Source organism: Microbacterium sp. (assembly GCF_035687345.1).
In the GTDB taxonomy this organism is placed as follows: Bacteria; Actinomycetota; Actinomycetes; order Actinomycetales; family Microbacteriaceae; genus Microbacterium.
The window spans coordinates 1-25,763 of the sequence record NZ_DASRXZ010000110.1; the positions used below are offsets into that span (position 1 = coordinate 1).

The 25,763-nt window shown below is 71.7% G+C and carries 22 protein-coding genes; 10 read left to right on the plus strand and 12 right to left on the minus strand.

From position 1 onward, the window contains the following. Together VFF97_RS12210 and metX are read left to right on the plus strand one after the other, a co-directional pair. Positions 1-292 (plus strand): DUF2332 family protein (locus VFF97_RS12210; RefSeq protein WP_325033767.1); only part of this gene is annotated, 292 nt, incomplete at its 5' end. 59 nt (positions 293-351) lie between these two features. After that, on the plus strand, positions 352-1,557 hold the full coding sequence (gene metX / locus VFF97_RS12215; RefSeq protein ID WP_325033768.1) for a homoserine O-acetyltransferase MetX: 1,206 nt from the start codon (positions 352-354) through the stop codon (positions 1,555-1,557). 13 nt (positions 1,558-1,570) lie between these two features. Here the strand turns inward: metX and VFF97_RS12220 are convergent, their stop codons facing one another. Genes VFF97_RS12220 through VFF97_RS12235 form a run of 4 tightly spaced genes read right to left on the minus strand, consistent with a single transcriptional unit; the run spans position 1,571 to position 4,880 of the window. Continuing rightward, positions 1,571-2,353 carry an NUDIX hydrolase gene (locus tag VFF97_RS12220; RefSeq protein ID WP_325033769.1) on the minus strand — a complete coding sequence of 261 codons (783 nt, stop codon included), beginning with the start codon at positions 2,351-2,353 and terminating at the stop codon, positions 1,571-1,573. Positions 2,354-2,391: 38 nt separating this feature from the next. Continuing rightward, on the minus strand, positions 2,392-2,709 hold the full coding sequence (locus VFF97_RS12225; RefSeq protein ID WP_325033770.1) for a thiamine-binding protein: 318 nt from the start codon (positions 2,707-2,709) through the stop codon (positions 2,392-2,394). A gap of 42 nt (positions 2,710-2,751) precedes the next feature. Continuing rightward, complete coding sequence (locus VFF97_RS12230) at positions 2,752-3,993, minus strand: hypothetical protein (protein WP_325033771.1); 1,242 nt, start codon at positions 3,991-3,993, stop codon at positions 2,752-2,754. Between the two features lie 23 nt (positions 3,994-4,016). Then, a complete protein-coding gene (locus VFF97_RS12235) occupies positions 4,017-4,880 on the minus strand; it encodes an ADP/ATP-dependent (S)-NAD(P)H-hydrate dehydratase (protein WP_325033772.1) in 864 nt (287 codons plus the stop codon). A gap of 32 nt (positions 4,881-4,912) precedes the next feature. Here VFF97_RS12235 and VFF97_RS12240 point away from each other — a divergent pair, with 32 nt between their 5' ends. Continuing rightward, positions 4,913-5,995 carry an NADH:flavin oxidoreductase/NADH oxidase gene (locus VFF97_RS12240; RefSeq protein ID WP_325033773.1) on the plus strand — a complete coding sequence of 361 codons (1,083 nt, stop codon included), beginning with the start codon at positions 4,913-4,915 and terminating at the stop codon, positions 5,993-5,995. 37 nt (positions 5,996-6,032) lie between these two features. On the opposite strand, the gene VFF97_RS12245 is transcribed toward VFF97_RS12240, so the two are convergent. Continuing rightward, on the minus strand, positions 6,033-7,091 hold the full coding sequence (locus VFF97_RS12245) for a hemolysin family protein (RefSeq protein WP_325033774.1): 1,059 nt from the start codon (positions 7,089-7,091) through the stop codon (positions 6,033-6,035). Next, on the minus strand, positions 7,088-8,440 hold the full coding sequence (locus VFF97_RS12250) for a hemolysin family protein (protein WP_325033788.1): 1,353 nt from the start codon (positions 8,438-8,440) through the stop codon (positions 7,088-7,090). The genes VFF97_RS12245 and VFF97_RS12250 overlap by 4 nt, the downstream gene beginning before the upstream one ends. Before the next feature lie 542 nt (positions 8,441-8,982). Between VFF97_RS12250 and VFF97_RS12255 the strand changes: the two genes are divergently transcribed. Then, complete coding sequence (locus tag VFF97_RS12255) at positions 8,983-9,720, plus strand: hypothetical protein (protein WP_325033775.1); 738 nt, start codon at positions 8,983-8,985, stop codon at positions 9,718-9,720. Positions 9,721-9,859: 139 nt separating this feature from the next. Here the strand turns inward: VFF97_RS12255 and VFF97_RS12260 are convergent, their stop codons facing one another. Beyond that, on the minus strand, positions 9,860-11,368 hold the full coding sequence (locus VFF97_RS12260) for an IMP dehydrogenase (RefSeq protein WP_325033776.1): 1,509 nt from the start codon (positions 11,366-11,368) through the stop codon (positions 9,860-9,862). 174 nt (positions 11,369-11,542) lie between these two features. On the opposite strand from VFF97_RS12260, the gene VFF97_RS12265 reads away from it, so the two are divergent. Further along, positions 11,543-15,322, plus strand: coding sequence for a multifunctional oxoglutarate decarboxylase/oxoglutarate dehydrogenase thiamine pyrophosphate-binding subunit/dihydrolipoyllysine-residue succinyltransferase subunit (locus VFF97_RS12265; protein WP_325033777.1), 3,780 nt, complete (start codon positions 11,543-11,545; stop codon positions 15,320-15,322). A 46-nt stretch (positions 15,323-15,368) separates the two neighbouring features. Here VFF97_RS12265 and VFF97_RS12270 read toward each other — a convergent pair whose 3' ends face one another. Together VFF97_RS12270 and VFF97_RS12275 are read right to left on the minus strand one after the other, a co-directional pair. Then, complete coding sequence (locus VFF97_RS12270; protein ID WP_325033778.1) at positions 15,369-16,661, minus strand: APC family permease; 1,293 nt, start codon at positions 16,659-16,661, stop codon at positions 15,369-15,371. A gap of 98 nt (positions 16,662-16,759) precedes the next feature. Beyond that, positions 16,760-18,319 (minus strand): glycerol-3-phosphate dehydrogenase/oxidase, encoded by a 1,560-nt coding sequence (locus tag VFF97_RS12275; protein WP_325033779.1) that lies wholly within the window; start codon positions 18,317-18,319, stop codon positions 16,760-16,762. Between the two features lie 106 nt (positions 18,320-18,425). Here VFF97_RS12275 and VFF97_RS12280 point away from each other — a divergent pair, with 106 nt between their 5' ends. Then, positions 18,426-20,063, plus strand: a complete 1,638-nt coding sequence (locus tag VFF97_RS12280; protein ID WP_325033780.1) for an FAD-binding oxidoreductase — start codon at positions 18,426-18,428, stop codon at positions 20,061-20,063. Continuing rightward, the gene (locus tag VFF97_RS12285) at positions 20,060-20,965 is read left to right on the plus strand and encodes a diacylglycerol kinase (protein ID WP_325033781.1); all 906 of its coding nucleotides are present in this window, start codon (positions 20,060-20,062) and stop codon (positions 20,963-20,965) included. The genes VFF97_RS12280 and VFF97_RS12285 overlap by 4 nt, the downstream gene beginning before the upstream one ends. Positions 20,966-21,068: 103 nt before the next feature. Here the strand turns inward: VFF97_RS12285 and VFF97_RS12290 are convergent, their stop codons facing one another. Both VFF97_RS12290 and VFF97_RS12295 read right to left on the minus strand, forming a co-directional pair. Continuing rightward, complete coding sequence (locus VFF97_RS12290; protein ID WP_325033782.1) at positions 21,069-21,314, minus strand: zf-HC2 domain-containing protein; 246 nt, start codon at positions 21,312-21,314, stop codon at positions 21,069-21,071. After that, the gene (locus tag VFF97_RS12295) at positions 21,311-22,072 is read right to left on the minus strand and encodes a sigma-70 family RNA polymerase sigma factor (RefSeq protein WP_325033783.1); all 762 of its coding nucleotides are present in this window, start codon (positions 22,070-22,072) and stop codon (positions 21,311-21,313) included. Before VFF97_RS12295 ends, VFF97_RS12290 begins: the two co-directional genes overlap by 4 nt. A 51-nt stretch (positions 22,073-22,123) precedes the next feature. Here VFF97_RS12295 and aroA point away from each other — a divergent pair, with 51 nt between their 5' ends. The 3 genes from aroA to bcp are packed head-to-tail and all read left to right on the plus strand — an operon-like array spanning position 22,124 to position 25,106. After that, entirely contained in the window at positions 22,124-23,512 is a 1,389-nt protein-coding gene (gene aroA, locus VFF97_RS12300) for a 3-phosphoshikimate 1-carboxyvinyltransferase (RefSeq protein ID WP_325033784.1), read from the plus strand. Between the two features lie 33 nt (positions 23,513-23,545). Continuing rightward, positions 23,546-24,589 (plus strand): ribosome small subunit-dependent GTPase A, encoded by a 1,044-nt coding sequence (gene rsgA, locus VFF97_RS12305; RefSeq protein WP_325033785.1) that lies wholly within the window; start codon positions 23,546-23,548, stop codon positions 24,587-24,589. A gap of 46 nt (positions 24,590-24,635) precedes the next feature. Then, positions 24,636-25,106: a thioredoxin-dependent thiol peroxidase gene (bcp, locus tag VFF97_RS12310; RefSeq protein WP_325033786.1), complete on the plus strand. Its 471-nt coding sequence runs from the start codon at positions 24,636-24,638 to the stop codon at positions 25,104-25,106. Positions 25,107-25,130: 24 nt separating this feature from the next. On the opposite strand, the gene VFF97_RS12315 is transcribed toward bcp, so the two are convergent. Continuing rightward, complete coding sequence (locus VFF97_RS12315; RefSeq protein WP_325033787.1) at positions 25,131-25,529, minus strand: histidine kinase; 399 nt, start codon at positions 25,527-25,529, stop codon at positions 25,131-25,133. Positions 25,530-25,763 lie beyond the last annotated feature (234 nt).

Below are 25,763 nucleotides of genomic sequence, written 5' to 3' on the forward strand. Positions count from 1 at the left end.
CACCCCGCCCGAGGCGACGCTCGTCGTGTTCCACAGCGCGGTGCTCCTCTATCTCGATGCCGCGGGGCGCGCGCGGTTCGCCGACATCATGGACGGGCTCGCCGCGGCGGTCGACCGCCGCGTCGTGTGGCTCTCGAACGAGTCGCGCGGCACTCTCACCGCCGTCGACGCTCGCGTGCCCGCCGACCTCGACACGTCGCAGCGCTTCATCCAGAGCGTCGACGGCGTGCCCATCGCGCTCGCGGGACAGCACGGCGCGACCTACGAGACAGCGCCCTCCCGCGGACGCTGATCCCACCGGGCGGGTGTAACACGCCGTCACGTACGGTGGCGGCACGCGAGAATGGTCGGATGGACTGGCAGACCTCCGAAGACACGGTGCCGAGCGCGCCCGTCACGGAGGCCGACGCGCGCCTGCTGCTCGGGCGTCCGCCCGCGACCGGCGCGTGGCGCGACGGCGACCCCGTCGGCGACAGGCACTTCGCCGCGTTCGGGCCGTTCCGCACCGAGGGCGGCCGCGAGCTGCCCGGCTACCGGCTCGCGTCCGAGACGTGGGGCGAGCTCAACGCGACGCGCGACAACGCCGTGCTCGTGCTCCACGCGCTCACGGGCGACAGCCACGTGCGCGGACCCGCCGGGCCGGGGCATCCGACCGACGGCTGGTGGAGCGACATCGTGGGGCCCGGCGCTCCGATCGACACCGATCGCTGGTTCGTCGTGGCGCCGAACATGCTGGGCGGATGCCAGGGCTCGACCGGCCCCGCGAGCATCGGGCCGGACGGGTACGAATGGGCGTCGCGCTTCCCGTACCTCACGATCCGCGACCAGGTCGCCGCGCAGGTGCGGCTCGCCGACGCGCTCGGGATCGACGTGTGGGCGGGCGTCGTGGGCGGCTCGATGGGCGGCATGCACGCGATGGAGTGGGCCGTCGGCTACCCGGAGCGCGTCGAGCGCGTCGGGATCCTGTCGGCACCGCCCGTGAACACCGCAGACCAGATCGCGCTCAACTCGGTGCAGCTCGAGGCGATCCAGATCGACCCGCGCTTCCAGGGCGGCGAGTACTACGACGCGGATGCCGGCGACGGGCCCCACCGCGGCCTCGCCCTCGCTCGGCGCATGGCGCTGTTGAACTACCGCTCCCCGACCGAGCTCAACCAGCGGTTCCAGCGGTCGTGGCAGTCCAGCGTGAGCCCGCTCGGCCACGGCGGTCGCTTCGCCGTCGAGTCGTATCTGGACTTCCACGGCAACAAGTTCACGCGCCGCTTCGACGCGAACTCCTACATCACGCTCGTCGAGGCGATGAACTCGCACGACGTCGGCCGCGACCGCGGCGGGGTCGAGGAAGCGCTCGGACGCGTGACCGCCAAGGCGCTCGTGCTCGGGATCGACTCCGACCGCCTGTTCCCCATCGACGGACAGCACCGCATCGCACGCGGCATCCGCACGACCCTCGACGGCGACCGGGCCGTCGTCCTCACGAGCGACTTCGGCCACGACGGCTTCCTCATCGAGACCGAGGCCGTCGGGCGGCACATCCGTCGCCTCTTCGAGTCGTGACGGAGCGAGGGCGTCAGAACGAGCGCTCGTAGATCCAGGGAAGGTCGCCGATCGAGAGGCGGTGACGCGCGCGAGCGCGCGATCCGGATGCCTCGGCCGCCGCATCCGCGTCGTATTCGGCGTCCTCCTGCCACAGCATGAACGGCCCCTCAGGGCCCCGTCGGGCGAGCGTCTCGTACGAGTGCACCCCGCCGAGGCGCGCCGTCGCGAGGAGGTCGTCGACATCGGACTGCCCCGCGAGCTCGTGCAGCGTGACCCAGGTCGGCGGGTACAGCGTGAGCTCGCCGCGACCGTGGCGTTCGAGCACTTCCGCGGGGCGTGCCCACGTGGCCGACACCGCCTCGTCGGCGGCGAGCTCGAGGCTCACGTCGTCGGGCGCCCGCGTCACGAAGAACCACGTGAGGATGCGCAGCGGCAGACCCGGGGGCGGGCTCCACCGCGAGATCGGCACGAGCGCTTCCGGGTCGAGCACGAGACCCGTCTCCTCACGCGCCTCGCGCACGGCGGCACGGCGTGCGGCGCGCTCGTCCGCGTCGTCGGGCGACCCGTCGCCCTCGCGGTCGATCGGGTCGAGCTTGCCGCCGGGGAACACCCACGCGCCCGCGAACGAACCGCGGTCGGGCCGCTCGATGAGGAGCACCTCGGGGCCTCGCGCTCCGTCGCGCGCGATCACCACGGTCGCGGCGACCGGCATCTCGGCAGGCTCGTCGACGACACCCTCGATCGGGTCAGGGCTCGTTCCGATCGCCCGCGCGAGCGCTTGCTGCGCGCGGGATCCGGGGGTCTCGTGGGGCACCCGACCACTCTAGGCCGGGGCCGCGTGCGGGCCGTGCGTCAGTCGGCCGAGGCGCTGTCGTCGAGAGCGCGCTCGAGCCGCTCGATCTTGCCGTCGAGCTCGCCGGTCCAGCCGGGACGGATGTCGGCCTTGAGCACGAGGGAGACGCGCGAGCCGAACGGCATCACGGCGTCCGTCGCGCGCTTCACGACATCGAACACCTCGTCCCACTCCCCCTCGATCTCGGTGAACATCGACGTCGTGCGGTGCGGCAGGCCGGATTCGCGCACCACGCGCACAGCGGCCGCGACGGCGTCGTGCACCGAGCCGTCCGCGCGTCCGGTGCCGCTCGGTGCGACGGAGAAGGCGACGAGCATGGTTCCTCCTTGGGTCGTGATCGGGGTGTCGGCGTCGGCGGCTCAGCGGCCGTCGGCGGCGAGGTCGGGGGCGGATGCCGCAGCCCGCGGCTTCAGACGAACGTGGGTGGGAGTGCGGGCGACACGCACCACGGCCCACACGAACAGCACTGCGATCGCGAGGTTGCGCAGCGTGAGCACGACGGTGGGGAACGCCGACGCGACGAGCAGCTCGCCGTAGGTGAGCGGGTACACGACCTGGGTGAGCAGCGCGGTGCCGAGCCCGAGCAGGGCCGGACCCCACCAGTGCCAGCGGTCGAGCACGAGTCCGAACACGAGCGGCGCGATGATCCACGAGAGGTACTGCGGCGAGCCGACTTTGTTGAAGAGGATCATCGCGGCGACGGTCGCGAGGCCGAGCGACGGGAACAGCGCTGCGAAGGTGGCCCCGCGCCACATCTTCACGATCCCGAGCACGAGCACGCCGATCACCGCGACCGCGAGCAGGGGGGTCATGGCGGTGATGACGATGTCGACCGAGGGCCCGGTCACCTGGAACGTGAGGATCGCGCGGTCGTAGTAGATGAAGGAGTCCTCGTACCCGAGGACCGCGCGCCACAGGTAATACGCGCTCACGGGAGCCTCGAGCTGGAGTCCGCGATCGGTCTGGCCGGCGACGAAGCCGAGCGCGTTGGCCCCCGCTCCCGCGGCGAGGACCATCAGCAGGATGACCGCCGACAGCGCGATCGACGTCCCCGCGATCGCGAACCGACGCCGCACGGCGATGACCGCCGAGGCCAGCAGCGCGGCGGGCCACACCTTGATCCACATGCCGATCGTGAGCAGCACCGACGCGAGCGCCGGTCTGCCGAAGAGCCACAGGCACGCCGCGAGCGCGAGCGGCGTGGTCACCCCCTCGAGGCGGTAGATGCCCACAGGGCCGAGGAGCGCGATGAAGACGAGCCAGAACCATGCCGCGATCCAGCGGCCGCTCGACCGGCCGCGTCCGACGAGCACCGCGAACGCGACCGCGTCCACGGCGGTGACGACCACCGCCCACGCGATCTCGTAGCCGCCGAGCCATGCCATCGCCTTCGCGAGCACCATCGGCACGAGCGCGAGGTGCGGATAGACCCAGCTCTCGGTGATGCCGACGATCCCCGTGCCTTCGACGGCGCGGGTCGACCACGGCTCGTAGACGAGGTAGACGTCGCCCATCGGCTGGTTCGGCAACAGCCATCCGAGCGCCGCGACGCCGATGTGCACGACCGCGAAACCCACCCACAGTACCGCCCGCCTCGACACCCTCCTCATCCTAGAGAGGCGCGTCACGGGGTTCGTGCGAGCGCTTCCGCCACGGCGGCAGGCAGCGCCTCGGCGACGTCCAGCGCCGTGATCGGCCCGCCCGTCGCTCCGCGCGCCTGGGCGGCGACGGTCGCTGCGCGGCCGTGGAGCCACACACCGGTGGCCGCGAGCTCACCGAGCTCCCCCGAGCTCACCCTGCGGTCCTGGCCGCCCGCGCCCGTCGCGAGCGCGCCCGCGACGACCGCTCCGATGACCCCTGCGAGCACATCGCCGGTGCCCGCGGTCGAGAGCCACGGGGTTCCGCTCGCGACGACCGTCGACCACCCCGACGGCGTCGCGACGATCGTGTGCGCGCCCTTCAGGACGACGACGCCCCGCAGCGCGGACGCGGTGTGAAGAGCGGATGCCTCGCGCTCGTCGCCGTCCGCCGGGTCGAGACCGAGCCGCGACCGCAGCCGGTCGTGCTCGCGGTCGTGCGGTGTCACGATGCACGGTGCCGCCGCACCCACCGCGTGATCCAGCGCACCCGCGTCGACGACGACGGGCGCACGGCCGGCGAAGATCTCGCGGACGGCGCGGGTCGCCGCATCCGTCTCGTCCGGCTCGACCGGTGTGCCCGAGCCGACGACCCACGCCTGAACGCGGCCGTCGACCGTCACCGTCTCGGGACGCCGCTGGAGCACGAGGGCGCGCGCGAACTCGGGCCCGAGGTAGCGCACCATGCCGACCCCCGTGCGCCACGCCGCCTCGACGCCGAGCACCGCCGCTCCCGGATACTGGGCCGACCCGGTTCGGAAGCCGACGACGCCTCGGGAATACTTGTCGTCGCGGTCGGTCGGCCGTCGCAGGTGGCGCGACGCGTCATCCGCCGTCCACTGGCCGCTCATGGCGCCACCCTACCGGCAGGACGTTCCGACACATGAGCATTCTCTTCTCCCCTCTGACCGTCGGCCCGAAGACCGCGCGCAACCGCCTGTGGGTCTCGCCCATGTGCCAGTACAGCGCGGTCGACGGCATGCCGCAGGAGTGGCACCACGTCCATCTCGCGCAGTTCGCATCCGGCGGAGCGGGCATCGTGATGGCGGAGGCGACGGCCGTGTCGCCCGAAGGGCGCATCTCGCCCGACGACACCGGCATCTGGAGCGACGCGCACCGCGACGCCTGGGCGCCGATCGTCGCCGCCGTCCGTGCGCGCGGCGCCCTCGCGGGCATCCAGCTCGCCCACGCCGGACGCAAGGCGTCCACGTCATCCCCCCTGAGCGGACAGCGCGGCTCCGTCCCCCGCGAGCAGGGCGGGTGGCAGACGGTCGCCCCGTCGGCGATCCCGTTCGAGGGGTTCGCCGCCCCTGTCGCCCTCGATCGCGAAGGGATCGACCGCGTCGTCGAGGACTTCGCGGCCGCCGCGCGGCGCGCGGTCGAGGCGGGATTCGACGTCGTCGAGGTGCACGCGGCGCACGGCTACCTTCTCCACGAGTTCCTCTCGCCCCTCTCGAACCACCGGGACGACGAGTACGGCGGATCGCTCGCGAACCGCGCGCGCCTCGTGCTGCGCGTCGTCGAGGCGGTGCGGCAGGCCGCGCCGGATCTCGCGCTGCTCGTGCGCTTCTCGGCCTACGACTGGGCCGACGGCGGGTTCACCCCCGACGAGACCGCGACCGTCGCGACGTGGGCGTCGGAGCGCGGCGCCGACCTCTTCGACATCTCCAGCGGCGGGCTCGTCGCCCACCAGCGGCTCGAGACGGGGCCCGGTTACCAGGTGCCGTTCGCCGCGCACGTCCGCCGGACGGCGGGCGTGCCGGTGTCGGCAGTCGGCATGATCGACGAGGCGGCCCAGGCCGAGGCGATCCTCGAGGCGGGCGACGCCGACGCGATCATGGCCGGTCGCGAGTGGCTGCGCGACCCGCACTACGCGCTGCGCGCATCGATCGAGCTCGGCGCCGACATCGACTACTGGCCGACGCAGTACCTGCGGGCACGACCCGCGCGCGTGCGCGCCGCCTGACCCCGCGGGGGTAGGTGGGGCATCCGGATGCCTCGCGTCAGCGCCGCCCGCGCCGCGTCGCGTCCTGCACCTCCCCGATGAGCTCCTCGATGATGTCCTCGAGGAAGAGCACCGCGGTCGTGCGCCCGCTCGCGTCGCGCACCTGGGCGAGGTGGCGGCCGGCGCGGCGCATGAGCGCGAGCGCGTCCTCGAGGTCGGTCGTCTCGAGCACCGGCACCATGTGGTGGATGCGCTTCGCCGGGATGCGGGCGGCGGCCCCCGCGGCCGAGCCGGGACCTTCCGCGACGCGGAGCACGTCCTTGAGGTGCACGTAGCCGAGCGGCTCGCCGGCATCGTCGACGATCACGTACCGCGAGAACCCGTGCTTCGCGACCGCGCGCTCGATCTCGTCGGGCGTCGTCGTCTCGGGAAGCGTCACGAGCTCGCCGAGCGGCACCGCGATCGCCTTCGCCTTCTTGTCGGTGAACTCGAGCGCCGCCGCGACCGTGCCGGCCGAGTCGTCGAGCACACCCTCGATGCGGGACTGGCTCACGATCGTCGCCACCTCTTCGAGCGTGAACGTCGACGCCGCCTCGTCCTTCGGCTCGACTCGGAACAGGCGAACGGCGTGGTTCGCGATCCAGTTGAGAGACACGATCACCGGGTGGAACAGCTTCGAGATCCACACGAGCGGCGTCGCGAGCATGAGCACCGACCGGTCGGGCACCGAGAACGCGAGGTTCTTCGGCACCATCTCGCCGAACACGACGTGCAGGTACGACACGAGCACGAGCGCGATGACGAACGAGATGACGTCGACCATCGACTCGTTGAGGCCGGTGAGCCCGAGGGGCTCCGCCAGCAGGTGGTGGATCGCCGGCTCGGACACGTTGAGGATCAGCAGCGAGCAGATCGTGATGCCGAGCTGACACGTCGCGAGCATGAGCGTCGCATGCTCCATCGCGAACAGCGCGGTCTTGGCCGCACGCGAGCCCTTCTCGGCGCGGGGCTCGATCTGCGACCTGCGCGCCGAGATGACGGCGAACTCGGCGCCGACGAAGAACGCGTTGGCCACCAGCAGCACGAACAGCCACGCGATGCCCGCCCAGTCGCTCATCGTGCACCGCCCTCTCGGTCGGCGCCCGATTCGGCGCGGTGATTCGCGGCTCCGTCGGGGACGGGCGCGGGCGTGAACCGCACACGATCGACGCGGCGGCCGTCCATGCGCTGCACCTCGAGCGTGCCGTCCTCGATCTCGACCGCGTCGCCCACGACGGGAATGCGCTCGAGCACGCTCATGAGGAACCCGCCGACGGTGTCGTACACGTCCCCTTCGGGGATGCGGATGCCGGTGCGGTCGAGCACCTCGTCGGGGCGCAGCTCGCCCGGCAGGATCACCGAGCCCTCGGCCCGCACGATCCCCGCGCGGCGGCGGTCGTGCTCGTCGAGGACCTCGCCGACGATCTCCTCGACGAGGTCCTCGAGCGTCACGACGCCGGCCGTCCCGCCGTACTCGTCCACGACGATCGCCATCTGGTAGCCGCGCGCCCGCAGCTCCGACACGAGCGCGTCGAGGTGCACCGCCTCGGGCACGCGCAGCGGCTCGGTCGCGATGGCCGCGGCCGGGACATCCGGTCTGCGCTCACGCGGAACCGACACCGCGGCCTTCAGGTGGACGATGCCGACGATGTCGTCCATCGAGTCCTGGTACACGGGGAAGCGGCTGTGGCCCGTGCGGCGCGCGAGCTGCACCACGTCGTCGACCGAGTCGTCGGCCGCCAGCGCGTGCACGCTGGGGCGCGGGGTCATGACGTCGGCGGCGGTCAGGCGTGCGAAGGTGAGACTGCGGTCGAGGAGCGTCGCGGTGTCCTCCTCGAGCACGCCGGCACTCGCCGAGCGGCGCACGAGACTCGAGAGCTCCTCGGCGGTGCGGGCGCCCGAGAGCTCCTCCTTCGGCTCCACGCCGAGCAGCCGCAGCACGCCGTTCGCGCTGCCGTTGAGCACCGCGACGGCCGGACGGAACACCGTCGTGAACGCGACCTGGAACGGCAGCACGATCTTGGCGGTCTGCCGCGGCACGGCGAGGGCGAGGTTCTTCGGGATCAGCTCGCCGAGGATCATCGACAGGATCGTGGCGATCGTGACGCCGATCACCGCGGCGACCGGGGTCACGACGGCATCCGCCCACCCCCATTGCAGGAAGACCGGACCCAGGAGGTTCGAGATCGCGGGCTCCATCGCGTAACCCGTGAGCAGGGTCGTGAGCGTGATGCCGAGCTGCGCACTCGAGAGGTGCGTCGAGGTGATCTTCAGCGCGCTGATCGTGAGCGACAGACGAGACTCGCCGCGCTCGCGCCGCGCTTCGAGGTCGGCGCGGTCGAGGTTCACGAGCGCGAACTCGCTCGCGACGAAGAATCCGGTCCCGATGGTGAGCAGGAGCCCCACGCCCAGCATGACGTAATCCATCACGCGTCACCCCCGATCGCGGGGGCTGGTTCGTGGGGCGGGCGTCTGCAACTGGGCGGGTCGTCCATCTCGCGAAAAGTCTAAGGCAGGGCGGACGCGCGACGGATGCCCGTCTTGAGCTCGCCTTTCCGGGCTCGGCGCTGTCGAAACCTGCATCCGCGCGTGTCCGCGACGACCGCTCTTGCAGGTTTCGACAGCGGGAGGCCGCTGCGCCACCGTCGGCGCAGAGCTCCTCCCAGGGCGCCGGAGACATGCGGCTGCGAACAGGCGACGGCGCAGTGCGCTCGCGAACGCGCCCACGACGTCAATGTGTCGGGGTGAGGAGAACGACACACCCCGACGAGCTGATCCCCGTCGTTCGGCGCCGGGACCGGATCGACCCCGTCGACGACCGGCGCCTGCGGCGCGGGGTCCGGTCCGGGGAGTGGGTCCGGATCACGGCCGGAGCGTATGCCCGCGCTGACGACTGGAGAGGACTGCGGCCGAACGAGCAGCACCGCGTTCGCGTTCACGAGGTCGCGCGTCGTATGGAGCCCGGCGCCGTGATCTCGCACTTCGCCGCAGCGGCGGAGCACGGCATGGACATCTTCGGTGCGTGGCCGACGCAGGTCGATGTGACGATCGGTCGCGCGAGCGGTGGCCGATCCAGCGGCGCGGTCCGACGCCGTGCGCTCGGGCTGGAAGGTGTGGAGCGCACGCCGTTCGGAGTGCACCACGTCACAACGCCGGCGCAGACGGCGCTCGACATCGCGCGCGTGTCGTCTTTCCTCGTCGCGGCGTCCGCGGTCGACCAGGCGATCTGGAGCGGTCGCCCATCGGGCGCGCTCACGACGAAGGACGAACTGCTCCGACTGCTCGACGCGGGTCCGTCCCGCCGGGGCGACGTGCGCGCCCGTCGCGTCATCGAAGAGGCGGAGGACGGTGCCGCGAATCCGCGCGAGACGCAGGCTCGCGTGCTGCTCGGGCACCTCGGGTTCCCGCACTCACGGTGCCAGGAGCGCCGCGTCCTCCGCAGTGGTCGGCTGGTGTTCGCGGATCGCTACTTCCCCGACCATGACCACTGGCTCGAGATCGATGGCCGCGGCAAGTACCTGAGCCCGGAGTTCGGGGCGGAACGCGATGCGGCTGCCATCGTCATCGACGAGAAGAACCGCGAGAACGAGATCCGCCGCGAGGTGCGCGGTTTCAGTCGGCTGGAAGCACGCGACCTCGACGTCCCACGCCTCGTCTACGACATCCTCACCGCCGACGGACTTCCCAGCTCGAAGCGACGGCCGTGACGGTCGCTTCGATCACCTCGCGCGGGCTCCCACCCCTCGCGCTGCCGAAATCTGCGCACGCCCGCGCAGGCGCGAGCAGCGGATGCCGGTTACGACAGCGCGAACGGAGCGGTGGGGCCGCGCCGCGGCATCCGTGCCGTCACCAGCTGACGGGGAGCGCCTTGCCCTCCTCGTAGCCGGCGGCGGACTGCAGGCCGACCCGCGCGCGCTCGTGGAACTCGGGCACGGTCGCCGCACCCGCGTAGGTGAACGACGAGCGCACGCCCGACGTGATCATGTCGAGCAGGTCCTCGAGGCCGGGGCGCAACGGGTCGAGGTAGATCTTCGACGACGAGATCCCCTCGGCGAACAGCTCCTTGCGCGCGAGCTCGTACGGGTCGAGCCGCCCGAAGCGCTCGTGCACCGCCTTCGTCGAGGCCATGCCCCACGACTCCTTGTACGCACGGCCCTCGGCGTCGACGAGGAGCTCGCCCGGCGCCTCGATCGTGCCGGCGAACCACGAGCCGATCATGACGGACGACGCGCCGGCGGCCAGCGCGAGCGCGACGTCGCGCGGGTACCGCACGCCGCCGTCGGCCCACACGTGGGCGCCCATGAGGCGCGCCGCCTCAGCCGTCTCGAGCACGGCCGAGAACTGGGGCCGCCCGACCGCGGTCATCATGCGGGTGGTGCACATCGCACCGGGGCCGACGCCGACCTTCAGGATGCTCGCACCGGCGGTCACGAGGTCGTGCACTCCCTCGGCGGTGACGATGTTGCCCGCGGCGAGCGGGATGCCGAGGTCGAGGTCGGCGATCGTGCGCAGCGCCGCGAGCATGTTCTCCTGGTGGCCGTGCGCGGTGTCGACGACGAGCACGTCGACTCCGGCGGCGGCGAGTGCGCGGGCCTTCGCCGCGACGTCGCCGTTGATGCCGACGGCCGCAGCGACGATGAGGCGACCGGATGCGTCGACCGCCGGGCGGTACAGCGACGAGCGCAGCGCGCTGCGGCGCGACAGCGTGCCGACGAGCACGCCGTGGCGCAGGACGCACACGACATCGGCCTCCGCCGCGATGAGGAGGTCGAACGCCTGGCGGCCGCTCTCGACGTCCTCCGCGTCGATCGACGCCGAGCGTCCGCGGGCGATGTCGCCGAGCCGCGCGTCGGGAAGGGCGGTGCCGAGTCGGGTGGCGGGCACGACGCCGAGGATGTCCTCGGCGTGGAGTCCGGTGCTCGGTGAGCGCGTGTCGACCGCACCCCCCTGCTGCTGCGGTCCGGACCCGGACGGAGTCTCGGCGACGACGATGCCGTAGCCCTGCGTCGCGGGGAGGAGGCGCGCGGCGTCGGCGACCGTCGCATCGGGCGGCAGCACGAGCGGCGTGTCCCACGGAACGGGCTGAGCCTTCACCCACCGGATCGCCGCGTCGAGCTCCTGCAGCGGCATGTCCTGGGGCAGGACGCCCAGGCCGCCGCGGCGCGCGAGCGTCGCGGCCAGACGCGCCCCGGTGACGGAGTTCATGTTGGCCGAGACGATCGGGATCGTGGCGGTCGTGCCGTCGCCCGGGGACAGGTCCACGTCGAGTCGGCTCGCGACCGTCGACCGCCGGGGGACGAGGAACACGTCCGAATACGTCAGGTCGACGTCGGGGCGGTCTCCGTAGAACTCCATGTCCGTCAAGGGTAGCGACAAGAAGCGTCGCGGATGCCGTTGCCGAAACGTGCTTCCGCGCGGTGCGCAACCCCGACGAAGTGAGACGCGGACTGGGTTACGCTTAAGGATCGTGCCCGAGGGTCGTTGCGGACCAGGCATCCACATCTTCTTCACGAAAGCAGGCGATCGAGCGTGTCGAGCCAGGTGACGGGCGTCGGTGTATCGAACGAAGGAGAGTTCGGAGCCAATGAATGGCTCGTCGACGAACTCTACGAGCAGTACAAGGTCGACAAGAACTCGGTAGACAAGGCCTGGTGGCCGATCCTCGAGGCCTACCACCCGGTCGACGCGGACGGAGCGACGGCGCCGTCGACCCAGACCGCTCCCGCGTCCCAGGCCCCCGAGCCCGCGGCATCCGCCCCGGCCGCCGCTCCTGCTCCCGCCGCCCCCGCGACCGCTCCGGCGACCGCGAACGGGGCGGCGACGTCGTCTGAGCCGCGCCCCGTCACGGCGCCCGTCCCGGTGATCGGGAGCCAGCCGGTCGCCCGCACGACCGCGCGCCCCGCCGCGCCGCAGCCGATCCCGGCGCAGGCGCCGAAGATCAAGCCGTCGACGCCCGAGGCGAGCGCCGACGAGGATGTCGTCACCGCCCTCAAGGGCCTCCCGAAGACCCTTGCGGCCAACATGGACGAGTCGCTCACCGTCCCGACCGCGACGAGCGTCCGCACGGTGCCGGCGAAGCTCATGATCGACAACCGGATCGTGATCAACAACCACATGTCGCGCACGCGCGGCGGCAAGGTCAGCTTCACGCACCTCATCGGGTGGGCGCTCATCCAGGCGCTCAAGGACTTCCCGAGCATGAACGTCTTCTACGCCGAGGTCGACGGCAAGCCGTCCGTGGTCGCACCCGCCCACGTGAACCTCGGCATCGCGATCGACCTCCCGCGCCCCGACGGCTCGCGTGCCCTGCTCGTCCCGAGCATCAAGCGCGCCGAGACGCTGTCGTTCGGCGAATACCTCGCGTCGTACGAAGACCTCGTGTCGCGCGCCCGCGCCAACAAGCTCACGCCCGCCGACTTCCAGGGCACGACGATCTCGCTGACCAACCCGGGCGGCATCGGCACGGTGCACTCGGTCCCCCGCCTCATGAAGGGCCAGGGCTCGATCATCGGCGTCGGCGCGCTCGAGTACCCGGCCGAGTTCCAGGGCGCGAGCGACAAGACGCTCAACGAGCTCGCCATCGGCAAGACGATCACCCTCACGAGCACGTACGACCACCGCGTCATCCAGGGCGCCGGCTCGGGCGAGTTCCTCAAGAAGGTGCACGAGCTGCTCATCGGCCAGCGCAACTTCTACGAAGACATCTTCGCGGCGCTGCGCATCCCGTACGCGCCGATCCACTGGGCGAACGACATCAACGTCGACGTGGCCGAGCGCGTCGACAAGACCGCTCGCGTGCAGGAGCTCATCAACTCCTTCCGCGTGCGCGGCCACCTGATGGCCGACATCGACCCGCTCGAGTACGTCCAGCGCACGCACCCCGACCTCGAGATCGAAAGCCACGGACTCACGTTCTGGGACCTCGACCGCGAGTTCGTGACCGGCGGCTTCGGCGGCAAGCGCCTCATGAAGCTGCGCGACATCCTCGGCGTCCTGCGTGACTCGTACTGCCGCACGATCGGCATCGAGTACATGCACATCCAGGACCCGGCGCAACGCGCGTGGTTCCAGCGCAACGTCGAGGTCAAGTACCAGAAGCCCGGCCACGACGAGCAGCTGCGCATCCTGTCGAAGCTGAACGAGGCCGAGGCCTTCGAGACGTTCCTGCAGACGAAGTACGTCGGCCAGAAGCGCTTCTCGCTCGAGGGCGGCGAGTCGCTCATCCCGCTCCTCGACCAGGTGCTCCAGGGCGCCGCTGAGGCGGGCCTGGACGGGGCGGCGATCGGCATGGCGCACCGCGGCCGCCTGAACGTGCTCACGAACATCGCCGGCAAGACGTACGGCCAGGTGTTCCGCGAGTTCGAGGGCTCCGTCGCGATCGGCTCGAAGAGCGGATCGGGCGACGTCAAGTACCACCTCGGCACCGAGGGCACGTTCGTCGCCGACTCGGGCGCCGAGCTGCCCGTCTACCTCGCAGCGAACCCGTCGCACCTCGAGACGGTCGACGGCGTGCTCGAGGGAATCGTGCGCGCCAAGCAGGACCGCAAGCCCATCGGCACGTTCTCGTGGCTGCCGATCCTCGTCCACGGCGACGCGGCCTTCGCCGGCCAGGGCGTCGTCGTCGAGACGCTCCAGATGTCGCAGCTGCGCGGCTACCGCACGGGCGGCACCGTGCACATCGTCGTCAACAACCAGGTCGGCTTCACGACGACGCCGCAGGACGGTCGCTCGTCGGTGTACGCGACCGACGTCGCCAAGACGATCCAGGCGCCGATCTTCCACGTGAACGGCGACGACCCCGAGGCCGTCGTGCGCGTCGCGCAGCTCGCGGTGCAGTACCGCGAAGAGTTCCACCGCGACGTCATCATCGACCTCGTGTGCTACCGCCGCCGCGGCCACAACGAGGGCGACGACCCGTCGATGACGCAGCCGCACATGACCAACCTCATCGAGGCGAAGCGCTCGGTGCGCCGCCTGTACACCGAGGCCCTCGTCGGTCGCGGTGACATCACCGAGGAGGAGTACGAGCAGGCCAAGCGCGACTTCCAGAACCGCCTCGAGATCGCGTTCGCCGAGACGCACGCCGCCGAGACCGGGTCTTCGCCCGTCGTCGAGGAGGAGGCGATCGTCCCGACCGTGATCGGCGAGCCCGACACGACCGGTGTGTCGCGCAGCGTGATCGAGCTCGTGGGCGATGCCTTCGTGAACAAGCCCGAGGGCTTCACGGTGCATCCGAAGCTCCAGCAGCTCCTCGACAAGCGCTACGACATGAGCCGCAACGGCTCGATCGACTGGGCGTTCGCCGAACTGCTCGCGTTCGGCTCGCTGCTGCTCGAGGGCACCAACGTGCGCCTCGCCGGCCAGGACTCGCGCCGCGGCACGTTCGTGCAGCGCCACGCCGTCCTCCACGACCGAGCGAACGGCCAGGAGTGGCTGCCGCTGTCGAACCTCAGCGAGAACCAGGGCCGCTTCTGGGTGTACGACTCGCTGCTGAGCGAGTACGCCGCGATGGCGTTCGAGTACGGCTACTCGGTCGAGCGGCCCGACGCGCTCGTCCTGTGGGAGGCGCAGTTCGGCGACTTCGCGAACGGCGCCCAGTCGGTCATCGACGAGTACATCTCGGCCGCCGACCAGAAGTGGGGCCAGCAGTCGAGCCTCGTGCTGCTGTTGCCGCACGGCTACGAGGGCCAGGGCCCCGACCACTCGTCGGCCCGCATGGAGCGCTACCTGCAGCTGTGCGCGCAGGACAACATGACCGTCGCGCGTCCGTCGACGCCGGCGTCGTACTTCCACCTGCTGCGTCGCCAGGCCTACGCGCGCCCGCGGCGTCCGCTCATCGTGTTCACGCCGAAGGCGATGCTGCGCCTGCGCGGAGCGACGAGCTCCGTCGAGGACTTCACGCACGGGCGCTTCGAGCCGGTGATCGACGACGAGCGCGGTGTCGACAAGTCCGCCGTCCGCCGCGTGCTGCTGCACTCCGGCAAGATCCACTGGGACCTGCGCGCCGAGCTCGAGAAGAACCCCGACCCCACGATCGCCCTCGTGCGGATCGAGCAGTTCTACCCGAAGCCGGTCGACGAGCTCAACATGGTGATCGACAAGTACCCGAACGCCGAGCTCGTGTGGGTTCAGGACGAGCCCGAGAACCAGGGCGCCTGGCCGTTCATCGCGCTCGAGTTCGTCAAGCACCTGCACGGTCGCACGATCCGGCGCGTATCGCGTCCGGCCGCCGCGTCGACGGCGACGGGCTCGCCGAAGGTGCACGCGGTCGAGCAGGCCGAGGTGATCGCGAAGGCGCTCGCCCGCTAGTCGACGAGCTCGCGGATGCCGGGCGACCGGCGCGCTCGCGCGGCGGTCACGTCCGCGCGCGGGCGCTCCGCGCGCGGCGCCACACGGTGACCGCCACCGCGATGAGCGCGAGCACGAGGCTCGGCACGAGCTTCACACCCGCGAGTGCGAGCAGCCCCGCCGACAGCACGGCCGCGACGAGCGCCATCCACCAGCCCACCGACCACCGGCGCAGGATGAGCAGCGCGGCGACCATGCCGACCGCATAGATCGCGACCATGTTGCTCGTGTGCACGAGGATGAACGGCTCGAGGTCGAGGTCGACCACCAGCATGAGCGCGAAGTACACGGCGACGACGGCCATCGTGAGCGACAGCGCGCGACGCGGGATCCCGCCCGCCTCCTCGCCCCGCCGGAACCACCGCGGCAGGTCGCCGTTCGCGGCGAGCGACGCCCCGAGCTTCCCGAACGCCGCGAGGTAGGCGTTCATGACACCCACCGACACGATCGCCGCGACCGCTCCGACGGCGACGGGGCCGAGCCCCGGCAGCACGGTCTGGGCCAGCGACAGCAGCGGCACCGCATCCGCCCCCGCTCCCTCGCCCAGCACGCCCACCGTCGCGATCTGCAGCAGCAGGTACGACGCGCCCGTGAGCACGAGCGCGATCGCCGTTGCGAGCGGGATCACCCTGCGCGGGCTGCGGAACTCCCCCGCGATGTGGGTGCCGACCTCCCACCCCGCGAACGCCCACACGAAGAGGCTGATCGCGGTGCCGACGCCGGCCCACCCGTGCGGGAGGAAGGGGGTGAAGGCGGATGCCTCGACCGCCGGCAGCGCCGCGGCGACGACCGCGACGACCATCGAGAGCAGGAGCCCGGTGAGCACGAACTGCATCCATCCGGCGACGCGGATGCCGAGCAGGTTCGCACCGAACGGGATCAGCATGATCGCGACCGCGAGGATCGGCACGCCCGCGCGGTCGATTCCGGTCACCGCCGCCACGTATTCGGCGCCGAGAACTCCCACGACCGGGGCTCCCGCGCACACGCCGAAGTAGAACCAGTAGCCGGTCATGCGCGCCGCGGTCGCCCCGAGCGCCCGGCGGACGTAGCTCGCGACTCCCCCGGCATCCGGATACCGGGCCGCGAGCGCGGCGAACGTGCCCGCGAGCGGGATCGACAGCGCGATGACGGCGAGGACCGCGACGACGCTCGCCGGGCCGGCCGCGTCGGCCGCGAGGCCGGGCAGCACGAGCAGCCCGGTGCCGAGCACGGATGCGACATAGAGGGCGGTGCCCTGCACGATCCCCAGTCGGCCGTGTGCGACGACCGGCTGCGGGTGGGTGGCGGTCGTGGTCATCGGTCCAGTGTCGGACGGGCGGCGGACATCCCGGCCCGCACGGGCGGACGTCCCACCGAGGAATCCTGCCAACCCGTCTCAGACGTCGGCGGGCGGGGTCAAAGCGGGTCGACGCCGGCGCGTTCGAAGGCGGCGGCTGCCGCATCCGTCGATTCGTCGCGATCGGCCGTCACCAGCCCGAGGCGCGTGCGACGGTCGAGGAGGTCGTCGATCGCCAGGGCGCCTTCGGCGCGCACTCCCCACTCGAGCTCCTGCGCGGTGACGCCTCGCGCAGCCGCCGGTCCGTCTGCCAGGCGCGCGACGAACGGCGCTTCGGCGCCGTACCGCCGCACGAGCCGCGGCGCCGCGTCGAGTGACGCGAGCCGCTCGCGCGGCCACGCTCCGACGAGCGGGATCGATCGTGTGCGCGAGTTCCCGACGCCGCTGCCGAGACGCATGCCGACGGCGGCATCCATTCCGTCCTGCGCCATGCGCCGGTACGTCGTGAGCTTGCCGCCCACGACGCTCAGGACGCCCGTGGACGACTCGATGATCGCGTGCCGGCGCGACAGGTCGCTCGTCTCGTCGTGACGCGGATCGGTGAGCAGCGGCCTGAGGCCGGCGAACGCCCCGATGACGTCGTCGCGCGTGAGCGGCTCCTCGAGCACCGTGTTCATGACGTCGAGCAGCAGCGTGACTTCGTCGTCGCCCGGGGTCGGCACGAGCGGAAGCTCCGTGCCCGCCGGGACGTCGGTGATGCCGATGTACGCTCGCCCGTGCGGCGCCGGCACCGTGAACACGAAGCGGCTGCTCGACCCCGGCACGGGCACCGTGAGCGACGCGTCCGAGCCGCCGAGGCGCTCCGCCGCGACGACGAGGTGCGTACCGCGACTCGGACGCAGGTGCACGTCGGGGTCGATGCGCCCCGCCCAGACGCCGGTCGCGTTGATCACGCAGCGCGCGCGGACGGCGAACTCGGAGCCGGACACGCGGTCACGCAGCGATGCGCCGTCTCCGGTGGCCGACGTGACCTCCACGTGGGTGAGGACGGATGCCCCGAAGCCCGCTGCCGTGCGGGCGACGGCGACCACGAGACGCACGTCGTCGATGAGCTGGCCGTCCCAACCGCGCATGCCGCCGCGCAGACCTTCGCGCCGCACAGCGGGCACGAGGCGGAGCGTCTCGTCGCGGCCGAGCGGTCCCGGCGAATGCAGCACGGCGTCGGGAGTGCCGACGAGGCGGCGCAGTCCGTCGCCGAGCCCGTATCCGAGGCCGACGTATGCTCCGCGGGTCATGTGTCCCGGCGCGTACAGCGGGACGACCTGCGCCATCGACCGCGAGAGGTGCGGGGCGAGCCGCGTCATGAGCAGGTGGCGCTCCGCGGCGCTCTCGCGCGCGATGCCGAACTGGCCTGACGCGAGGTAGCGCAGACCGCCGTGGACGAGCTTCGAGCTCCAGCGGCTCGCGCCGCTCGCGAGGTCATCCCGCTCGACGAGCACGGTGCGCAGCCCCCGCGACGCGGCGTCGAGGGCGATGCCCGCGCCCGTGATGCCGCCGCCGATGACGAGCACGTCGATCTCACCGGCATCCGCGAGGGCGTCGAGCTCCCGCGCCCGCCGCCGCGCGTCGAGCGCGGTCGATCGGGGCGGCCGGGGTGCACCGGCGGAGGTCGCGTTCACGACAGACGGGTTCGGCGGATGCCCTCGCCGAGACGGCCGCAGGCGCCGGCGCCGTGGGGGGATTGCGACATTCGTCCACCTTATGGCGACTGACATACTGGACGCCATGGATGCGACGCCGCCCGAGCGCGCACCCCTCGCCGTTCCCACGCCGCGCCCGCGTTCGGATTGGGACGCGTGGGGCGCGCACACCGCGAAGCTCCCCGCGGCCGCCCGCACGATCCTCGCGACGCTGCTTCCCGGCAGGCCGCATCCGATTCCGCGGCGCGAAGCCCCCGTACTCACACCGTCACGGTTGCCCGACGAGGACCTCGAGGCGCTCGCGGCGATCGTCGGCGCCGACCACGCGACGCGCGACGACGTCGTGCGCACGCTGCACCTCGGCGGCAAGAGCACGCCCGATCTGCTCGCCCGCCGGCTGGACGAGCCGCAGACGGCGCCCGACGCGGTCGCGTCGCCGGCGAGCCACGCCGAGGTTCTCGCGGTGCTCCGGGAATGCGCGGAGCGCGGGATCGCCGTCGTCCCCTTCGGCGGCGGCACGAGCGTGGTCGGCGGCGTGCAGCCGGACGGCGGGCGCCACGATCGCGTCGTCGCGCTCGATCTGTCGCGCACGGCAGCCCTCCTCGATCTCGACGAGACGTCGCTGCTCGCGACCTTCGGCGCAGGCACGACCGGCCCGCAGGCCGAGGAGCTGCTCGGCGCGCGCGGGTACACCCTCGGCCATTTCCCGCAGAGCTTCGAGTACGCGTCGCTCGGCGGCTTCGCGGCGACGCGCTCGAGCGGCCAGGCCTCACGCGGCTACGGCCGCTTCGACGAACTCGTGCACGCGCTGCGGGTCGCGACGCCCGTCGGCGAGCTCGACCTCGGCCGCGCGCCGGCGAGCGCCGCCGGTCCCGACCTTCGCGAGCTGTTCCTCGGCTCCGAGGGCGCGTTCGGTGTGATCACCGAGGTCACGGTGCGCATCCGCCCGATCCCCGCGGCGACCGCCTACGGCGCGTGGACGTTCCCGGACTTCGCTGCGGGCGCGTCCGCGCTCCGCGAGGCGACGCAGCGCGGCATCCGCCCCACCGTCCTCCGCCTGAGCGACGAGACGGAGACCCGCGTGAACGCGGCGCTCGGCGGTCACCTGACGCGGATGCGCGGGTGCCTCGCGATCGCGACGATCGAGGGAGAGAGCGAAGCGGATGCCGCAGCGATCCGCGGCGCGCTGGAGCAGGTCTTCGCGGCCCACGGCGCCACCTCGCGCGGCGAGGAGCCGGCGCGATCGTGGGAGCGCGGACGCTTCTCGTCGCCCGCGCTGCGCGACACGCTGCTCGGAGCGGGAGTGCTCGCCGAGACGCTCGAGACCGCCACCACGTGGGCGAACCTCGCGACCCTCAAGACAGCGGTGACGGATGCCCTGCGCGAGACGCTCACGGCGGAGGGAACGAAGCCCATCGTGCTGTGCCACATCTCGCACGTGTACCCGGCGGGCGCGTCGCTCTACTTCACGGTCGTCGCCGCCCTCACGACCGATCCCGTCGCGCAGTGGTCGCGCGCGAAGGATGCGGCGTCGCGCGCGATCGGCGCGTCGGGCGGCACGATCACCCACCACCACGCAGTCGGCCGCGATCACCGCCCGTACCTCGAGCCGGAGATCGGCCCGCTGGGCGTCGCCGTGCTGCAGGCGGTCAAGGACACGCTCGACCCGACGGGCATCATGAACCCGGGAGCGCTCGTCCCGCCGCGCGACGAGCAGGCATGAGCGTCGCACTCCTGGTGAACCCCGTCGCCCGCGGGGGCGCGCACGCCGGTGCGGCGGAGCAGGCCGCCGAGCGGTTGCGAGCCCACGGCATCCGCACGACCGTCATCAGCGGGGGAAGCGCCACCGAGTCGACCGAGCTGCTGCGCACCGCGATCGGACTCGGCACCACGGCCGTCGCCGTCGCAGGCGGCGACGGGACCGTGAATCTCGCGCTCCAGGAGCTCGCGGGCACGGGCATCCCGCTCGGGATCATCCCGCTGGGCACGGGGAACGACTTCGCGATGGCGCTCGGCCTGCACGAGCTCGACATCGCGCAGGCCGCCGAGACGATCGCGGCGGGGCGCACGCGCACAGTCGACCTCGCTCGCGTGACCCGACACGACGGGTCCGCCGCCCACTACGGGAGCGTCCTCGCGAGCGGGTTCGACTCGCGCGTCAACGACCGCGCGAACGGAATGCGGTGGCCACGCGGCGGGTCGCGCTACACGATCGCGCTGCTCATCGAGTTCGCGACGCTGTCCGGCATCCCGTTCGACATCGAGCTCGAACTCGAGGACGGCACGACCGAGCGCGTCAGTCGCGACCTCGTGATGGCGACCGTCGGCAACGGCCGCTCGTACGGCGGCGGCATCCCGATCTGCCCAGACGCCGACCCGTCCGACGGGCTGCTCGATGTCGTCCTCGTGCGCCCCGCGGGGCGGCTGCGACTGCTGAGGCTGCTCCCCCGCGTCTACCGCGGCACGCACACCTCGATCCCCGAGGTCTCGACGTATCGCGTGCGCTCCGCGCGACTGTCCTCGCCGGGTGTGACGGCGTATGCCGACGGGGACCCGATCGGCGCACTCCCCCTCACGATCGACGTCGCGCCGGGGGCGCTCACGGTGTTCGCGCCGACGCCGTGACCAGGAACGGCGGGGCGCGGCATCCGGTTCGCCTCGCCGATCGGTCGCGGGAGAGATCGAGACCTCGATCCCGGAGACCGGTGGAGGCGTTCGAGGATCGCGCTCAGGCGGATGCGAGTCCGGCGGCGCGAAGCTTCTCGACGACCATCACCCGAAGCTCTTCGGGTGCCTTTTCGCGGCATGCCCGGGCGACAGCCTCGGTCAGCGTGCGCGCGACGTGCGCCTCGTCGGCGCAGCCCTCGCAATGGGCGAGGTGCTCGGCGATGTCAGCGCGCTCGGTCGAGCACACCTCGTTCCGCAGGTACTCCTCGAGGTCGCGCCGCGCCTTGTCACAGCCGCAGTCGGTCATCTCTTGCTCCTCGTGGCGGTCGCCCTGCGACCGCTGTTCTCGGTGTCCGCGGCGATGCCGCGTTCTTTCGCGTAATCGGCGAGCAGGTCACGCAGCAGCCGCCTGCCACGATGAAGGCGGCTCATGACCGTGCCGATCGGGGTCTTCATGATGTCTGCGATCTCTTGATACGAGAATCCCTCGACGTCGGCAAGATACACCGCGAGTCGGAAGTCCTCGGGGATCGACTGCAGCGCTTCCTTCACGATCGAGGCGGGCATGCGGTCGATCGCCTCGGCCTCGGCCGAGCGGGTGCGCGTCGCCGTCGTGGACTCCGCGCCGCCGAGCTGCCAGTCCTCGAGATCGTCGATCGTCCCCTGGTACGGCTCGCGCTGCTTCTTGCGATACGTGTTGATGTACGTGTTCGTCAGGATGCGGTAGAGCCACGCCTTGAGGTTCGTGCCCTGCGTGAACGTCGCCCACGAAGAGAACGCCTTCACGAACGTCTCCTGCACGAGGTCGGCGGCGTCGGACGGGTTGCGCGTCATGCGCATGGCGGCCGCGTACAACTGGTCCATGAACGGGAGCGCCTGCTCCTCGAACTGGGCTCGCACGTCGACCGGCTCGTCGCCGGAGGCGTCGGAGTCGGGTGCGTCGGCGGTGCGCGGCGGGAGGGCGTGCGACGGATCGGTCATCACGGGCCAGCCTAGCGCCGGCGCCTGAGCGGACGACGAGATGCGCGTCGACAGGGTCGACGGCCGCTCGAGGGTCGCAATCATCGTGTGTCCGCTCCGCTGGTTCGGGTGAGGGGTTCGTTAGGGTAGAACTCGATGACAGCCGACGGGTATTCCCCCCGCACGAAGCCGGGCGCTCCGGTCAAGGCCTGGCGCGCGCCGGTGGCCGTCGAGCCGCTCCACGCGACACTCACCGTCCCGGGCTCGAAATCCCTCACGAATCGCGAGCTGATCCTGGCCGCGCTCGCCGAGTCGCCCAGCCGGCTGGCCTCTCCGCTGCACTCCGACGACTCGGCGCGCATGATCGAGGCGCTGCGTTCGCTCGGTGTCTCGATCGAGCCCGAGCCGGGTGAGGGCGAGTTCGGCGATGACCTGATCGTGACGCCGATGTGGCCGCTCGCGGGCGGCGGAACGGTCGACTGCGGGCAGGCCGGCACGGTCATGCGGTTCGTCACGGCGCTCGCGGGCTTCGCACAGGGCGATGTCACGATCACGGCGCACGAGAGTGCCCTGCACCGCCCGATGGGCCAGATGATCAAGGCGCTGCGCGACGTCGGCGTCGACATCGACGACGGCGGCCGTTGGGCCCTCCCTTTCGTGGTCCGCGGGCATGGTCACGTGCGCGGCGGCGAGGTCACGATCGACGCGAGCACGTCGAGCCAGTTCGTGTCGGGTCTGCTGCTGGCGGCTCCGCGCTTCGACGTCGGGCTTCACCTCGTGCACTCGGGTGAGCGCCTGCCGAGCATTCCGCACATCGACATGACGGTCGAGGCGCTCGGGCGTCGCGGCGTGCACGTCGAGCGCCCCGCTCCCGGCGAGTGGATCGTGCCCGCGGGTTCGCTGCGCGGCAAAGAGCTCGCGATCGAGCCCGACCTCTCCAACGCGGCACCGTTCCTCGCCGCGGCGATGATCGCGGGCGGCTCCGTGTCGGTGAAGGGCTGGCCCGCGCATTCGACGCAGCCGGGCGCGATGCTCGGCGACATCCTTTCGCTCATGGGTGCGCGCGTCGTCCGTCGAGGCGGCGCCCTCACGGTGACCGCGGGCCCCGCGATCACCGGCATCGACCTCGACCTCTCGGCCGCGGGCGAGCTGACCCCGACGATCTTCGCGCTCGCCGCGTTCGCCGACGGGCCGACGACCCTCCACGGAATCGGCCACATCCGCGGTCACGAGACCGACCGCATCGCCGCGCTCATCGGCGAGCTGCGCCGCCTCGGCGGCGAGGCGCACGAACTCGAAGACGGCATCCGCATCGTGCCCCAGTCGCTGCACGGTGGCACGTGGCACGCCCACCACGACCACCGCATGGCGACGACCGGCGCACTCATCGGCCTCGCGGTATCCGGCGTCGAGGTCGACGACATCGGAACGACGGCCAAGACCATGCCCCAGTTCGTCCAACTGTGGGAGCGGATGCTCGAAGGCGACGGCACGGATGCCACGACCACGACCCGCCCGCACAGCGTGCAGGACCTCGCTTCGTGAGGTGAAGGACGCGAGGGTGAGGAGCGCCGCGCGATGAGCTGGCTCGAACCGGACGACGAAGACGACGAGCCCGAGTTCGACGAGGAGGACGTGCGCGTCCGGCCCAACCCGAAGGCCAACCGCCCCCGCACCAAGAGACGCCCGAAGCACGCGGATGCCACGATCGCGCGCGTGCTCGGCGTGGATCGCGGCCGCTACACGGTGCTCGTCGACGAGGACCTCTCCACCGAGCGCCCCGTCTACGCCGTGCGCGCTCGCGAGCTGCGCAAGACGCCGATCGTCACCGGCGATCGCGCTCGCGTCGTGGGCGACACGTCGGGCGACGAGGGCACGCTCGCGCGCATCGTCGGAATCGAGGAACGCACGTCGCTGCTCCGCCGCTCCGCCGACGACACCGACCAGGTCGAGCGCGTCATCGTCGCGAACGCCGACCAGATGCTGATCGTCGTCGCGGCGGCCGACCCCGAGCCACGACCTCGGCTCGTCGACCGGTACCTCGTGGCGGCGCTGGACGCCGGCATCCGTCCCCTCCTCGTCGTGACGAAGACGGATCTCGCGGACCCGTCCGAGTTCCTCGCGCACTTCGAGGGCGTCGACCTCGACGTCTTCACCAGCCGACAGGACGACATGCCCCTCGAGCGCATCGGCCAGGCCCTCGTCGGGCACTCGACCGTCTTCGTCGGGCACTCCGGCGTCGGCAAGTCCACCCTCGTCAACGCGCTCGTGCCGACCGCGGGCCGTGCCACGGGCGACGTCAACGAGGTGACCGGCCGCGGGCGGCACACCTCGAGCTCGACCGTGTCGCTGCGCTATCGCGGCGAGGGCGGCACCGGGTGGGTCATCGACACTCCCGGCGTGCGCTCGTTCGGGCTCGGGCACGTCGACCCGGCGAACATCCTCGCCGCATTCACGGATCTCGCCGAGATCGCCGAGGACTGCCCGCGCGGGTGCACCCACCTGCCCGACGCCCCCGACTGCGCGATCGTCGAGGCCGTGGCCGAAGGCAGGCTCGGCCCCGGTGGGGCGGCTCGGCTCGACTCGCTGCAGCGCCTGCTCGCGACCTTCGCCGACCGCTGACCGGAGCGCGGCGCATCCGTCGCGCTCGCCGCCGTACGCTGGACGAATGACCTCCGCACGCCTCGAACCCGGCTCCCCCGCACCCGACTTCACACTCGTCGACCAGGACGAGCGCCCGGTCTCGCTGTCGGATCTCCGTGGCGGCCGCGTCATCCTCTTCTTCTACCCCGCGGCGATGACGCCGGGATGCACGAAGGAGGCGTGCGACTTCCGCGACAGCCTCGCACCGCTTCAGGCCGCGGGGTACAGGGTGCTGGGCATCTCGCGCGACGACCCCGAGACCCTGCGGCGCTTCCGCGCGCGCGACGGCCTCACCTACGACCTGCTGAGCGACCCCGACCACGCCGTCCACGAGGCGTACGGGGCGTGGGGCGAGAAGATGAACTACGGCAAGACGATCGAGGGAGTCATCCGCTCGACGTTCGTCATCGACGCCGGCGGCCGCGTGGAGCACGCGCTGTACAACGTGCGCGCCACGGGTCACGTCGCACGGGTGCGCACGCTGCTGGGCGTGTGACGCGCGCCGACCTCGCGTCGGCGGTCAGGAAGCGTCGGATGCGTCGGTCTTGGCCCGACCGGCGGCGCGCGCCGCGAGGATCAGCAGCACGAACGCGACGACGGCCGGCACCGCGATCGCGAGCGCGATGAGCGGGTGTGCGTAGTCCCCCGTCGCCGCGCCGAGCGCGACCGCGAGGACGAGCACCTGCGCGACGATTCCGCCCGAGCGACCCCACGAGCGACCGCGCCACACGGCGACCGCGAACGCGAGCAGTGCGGCGGCGCCCACGATCGTGAGCACCAGGAGTGCGATCGCGCTCTCGATGGACCCCGTGTCGCCCTGCACCATCGCGACGACCTGCCACACCGCGAGCGCGACGAGCGCGAGCCCCTCGAGGCCGACGGGGACGGCGGCGATGCGCGCGGCGGTGTTTGTGCCCATGGGCCAGGGTCTCCGTTCCTGTGGTCAGACGTCGTTGTGGGTTTTCTCCATAGCCTGGAGAGAACTCTCAGCAATGCCTCACAGGTTCGGCCCCTGAACCCTTGATTCAGGTGAATCGCTATGGGACGATTGCTTAAGCAGTGTGCTCCCACAGCGTTGTGGGGCGAGTATCGCTCGCACTCCCACAGGGTATCGGAACCCGAATCCGGGCTCTGTTCTGATCATCATTCCGCA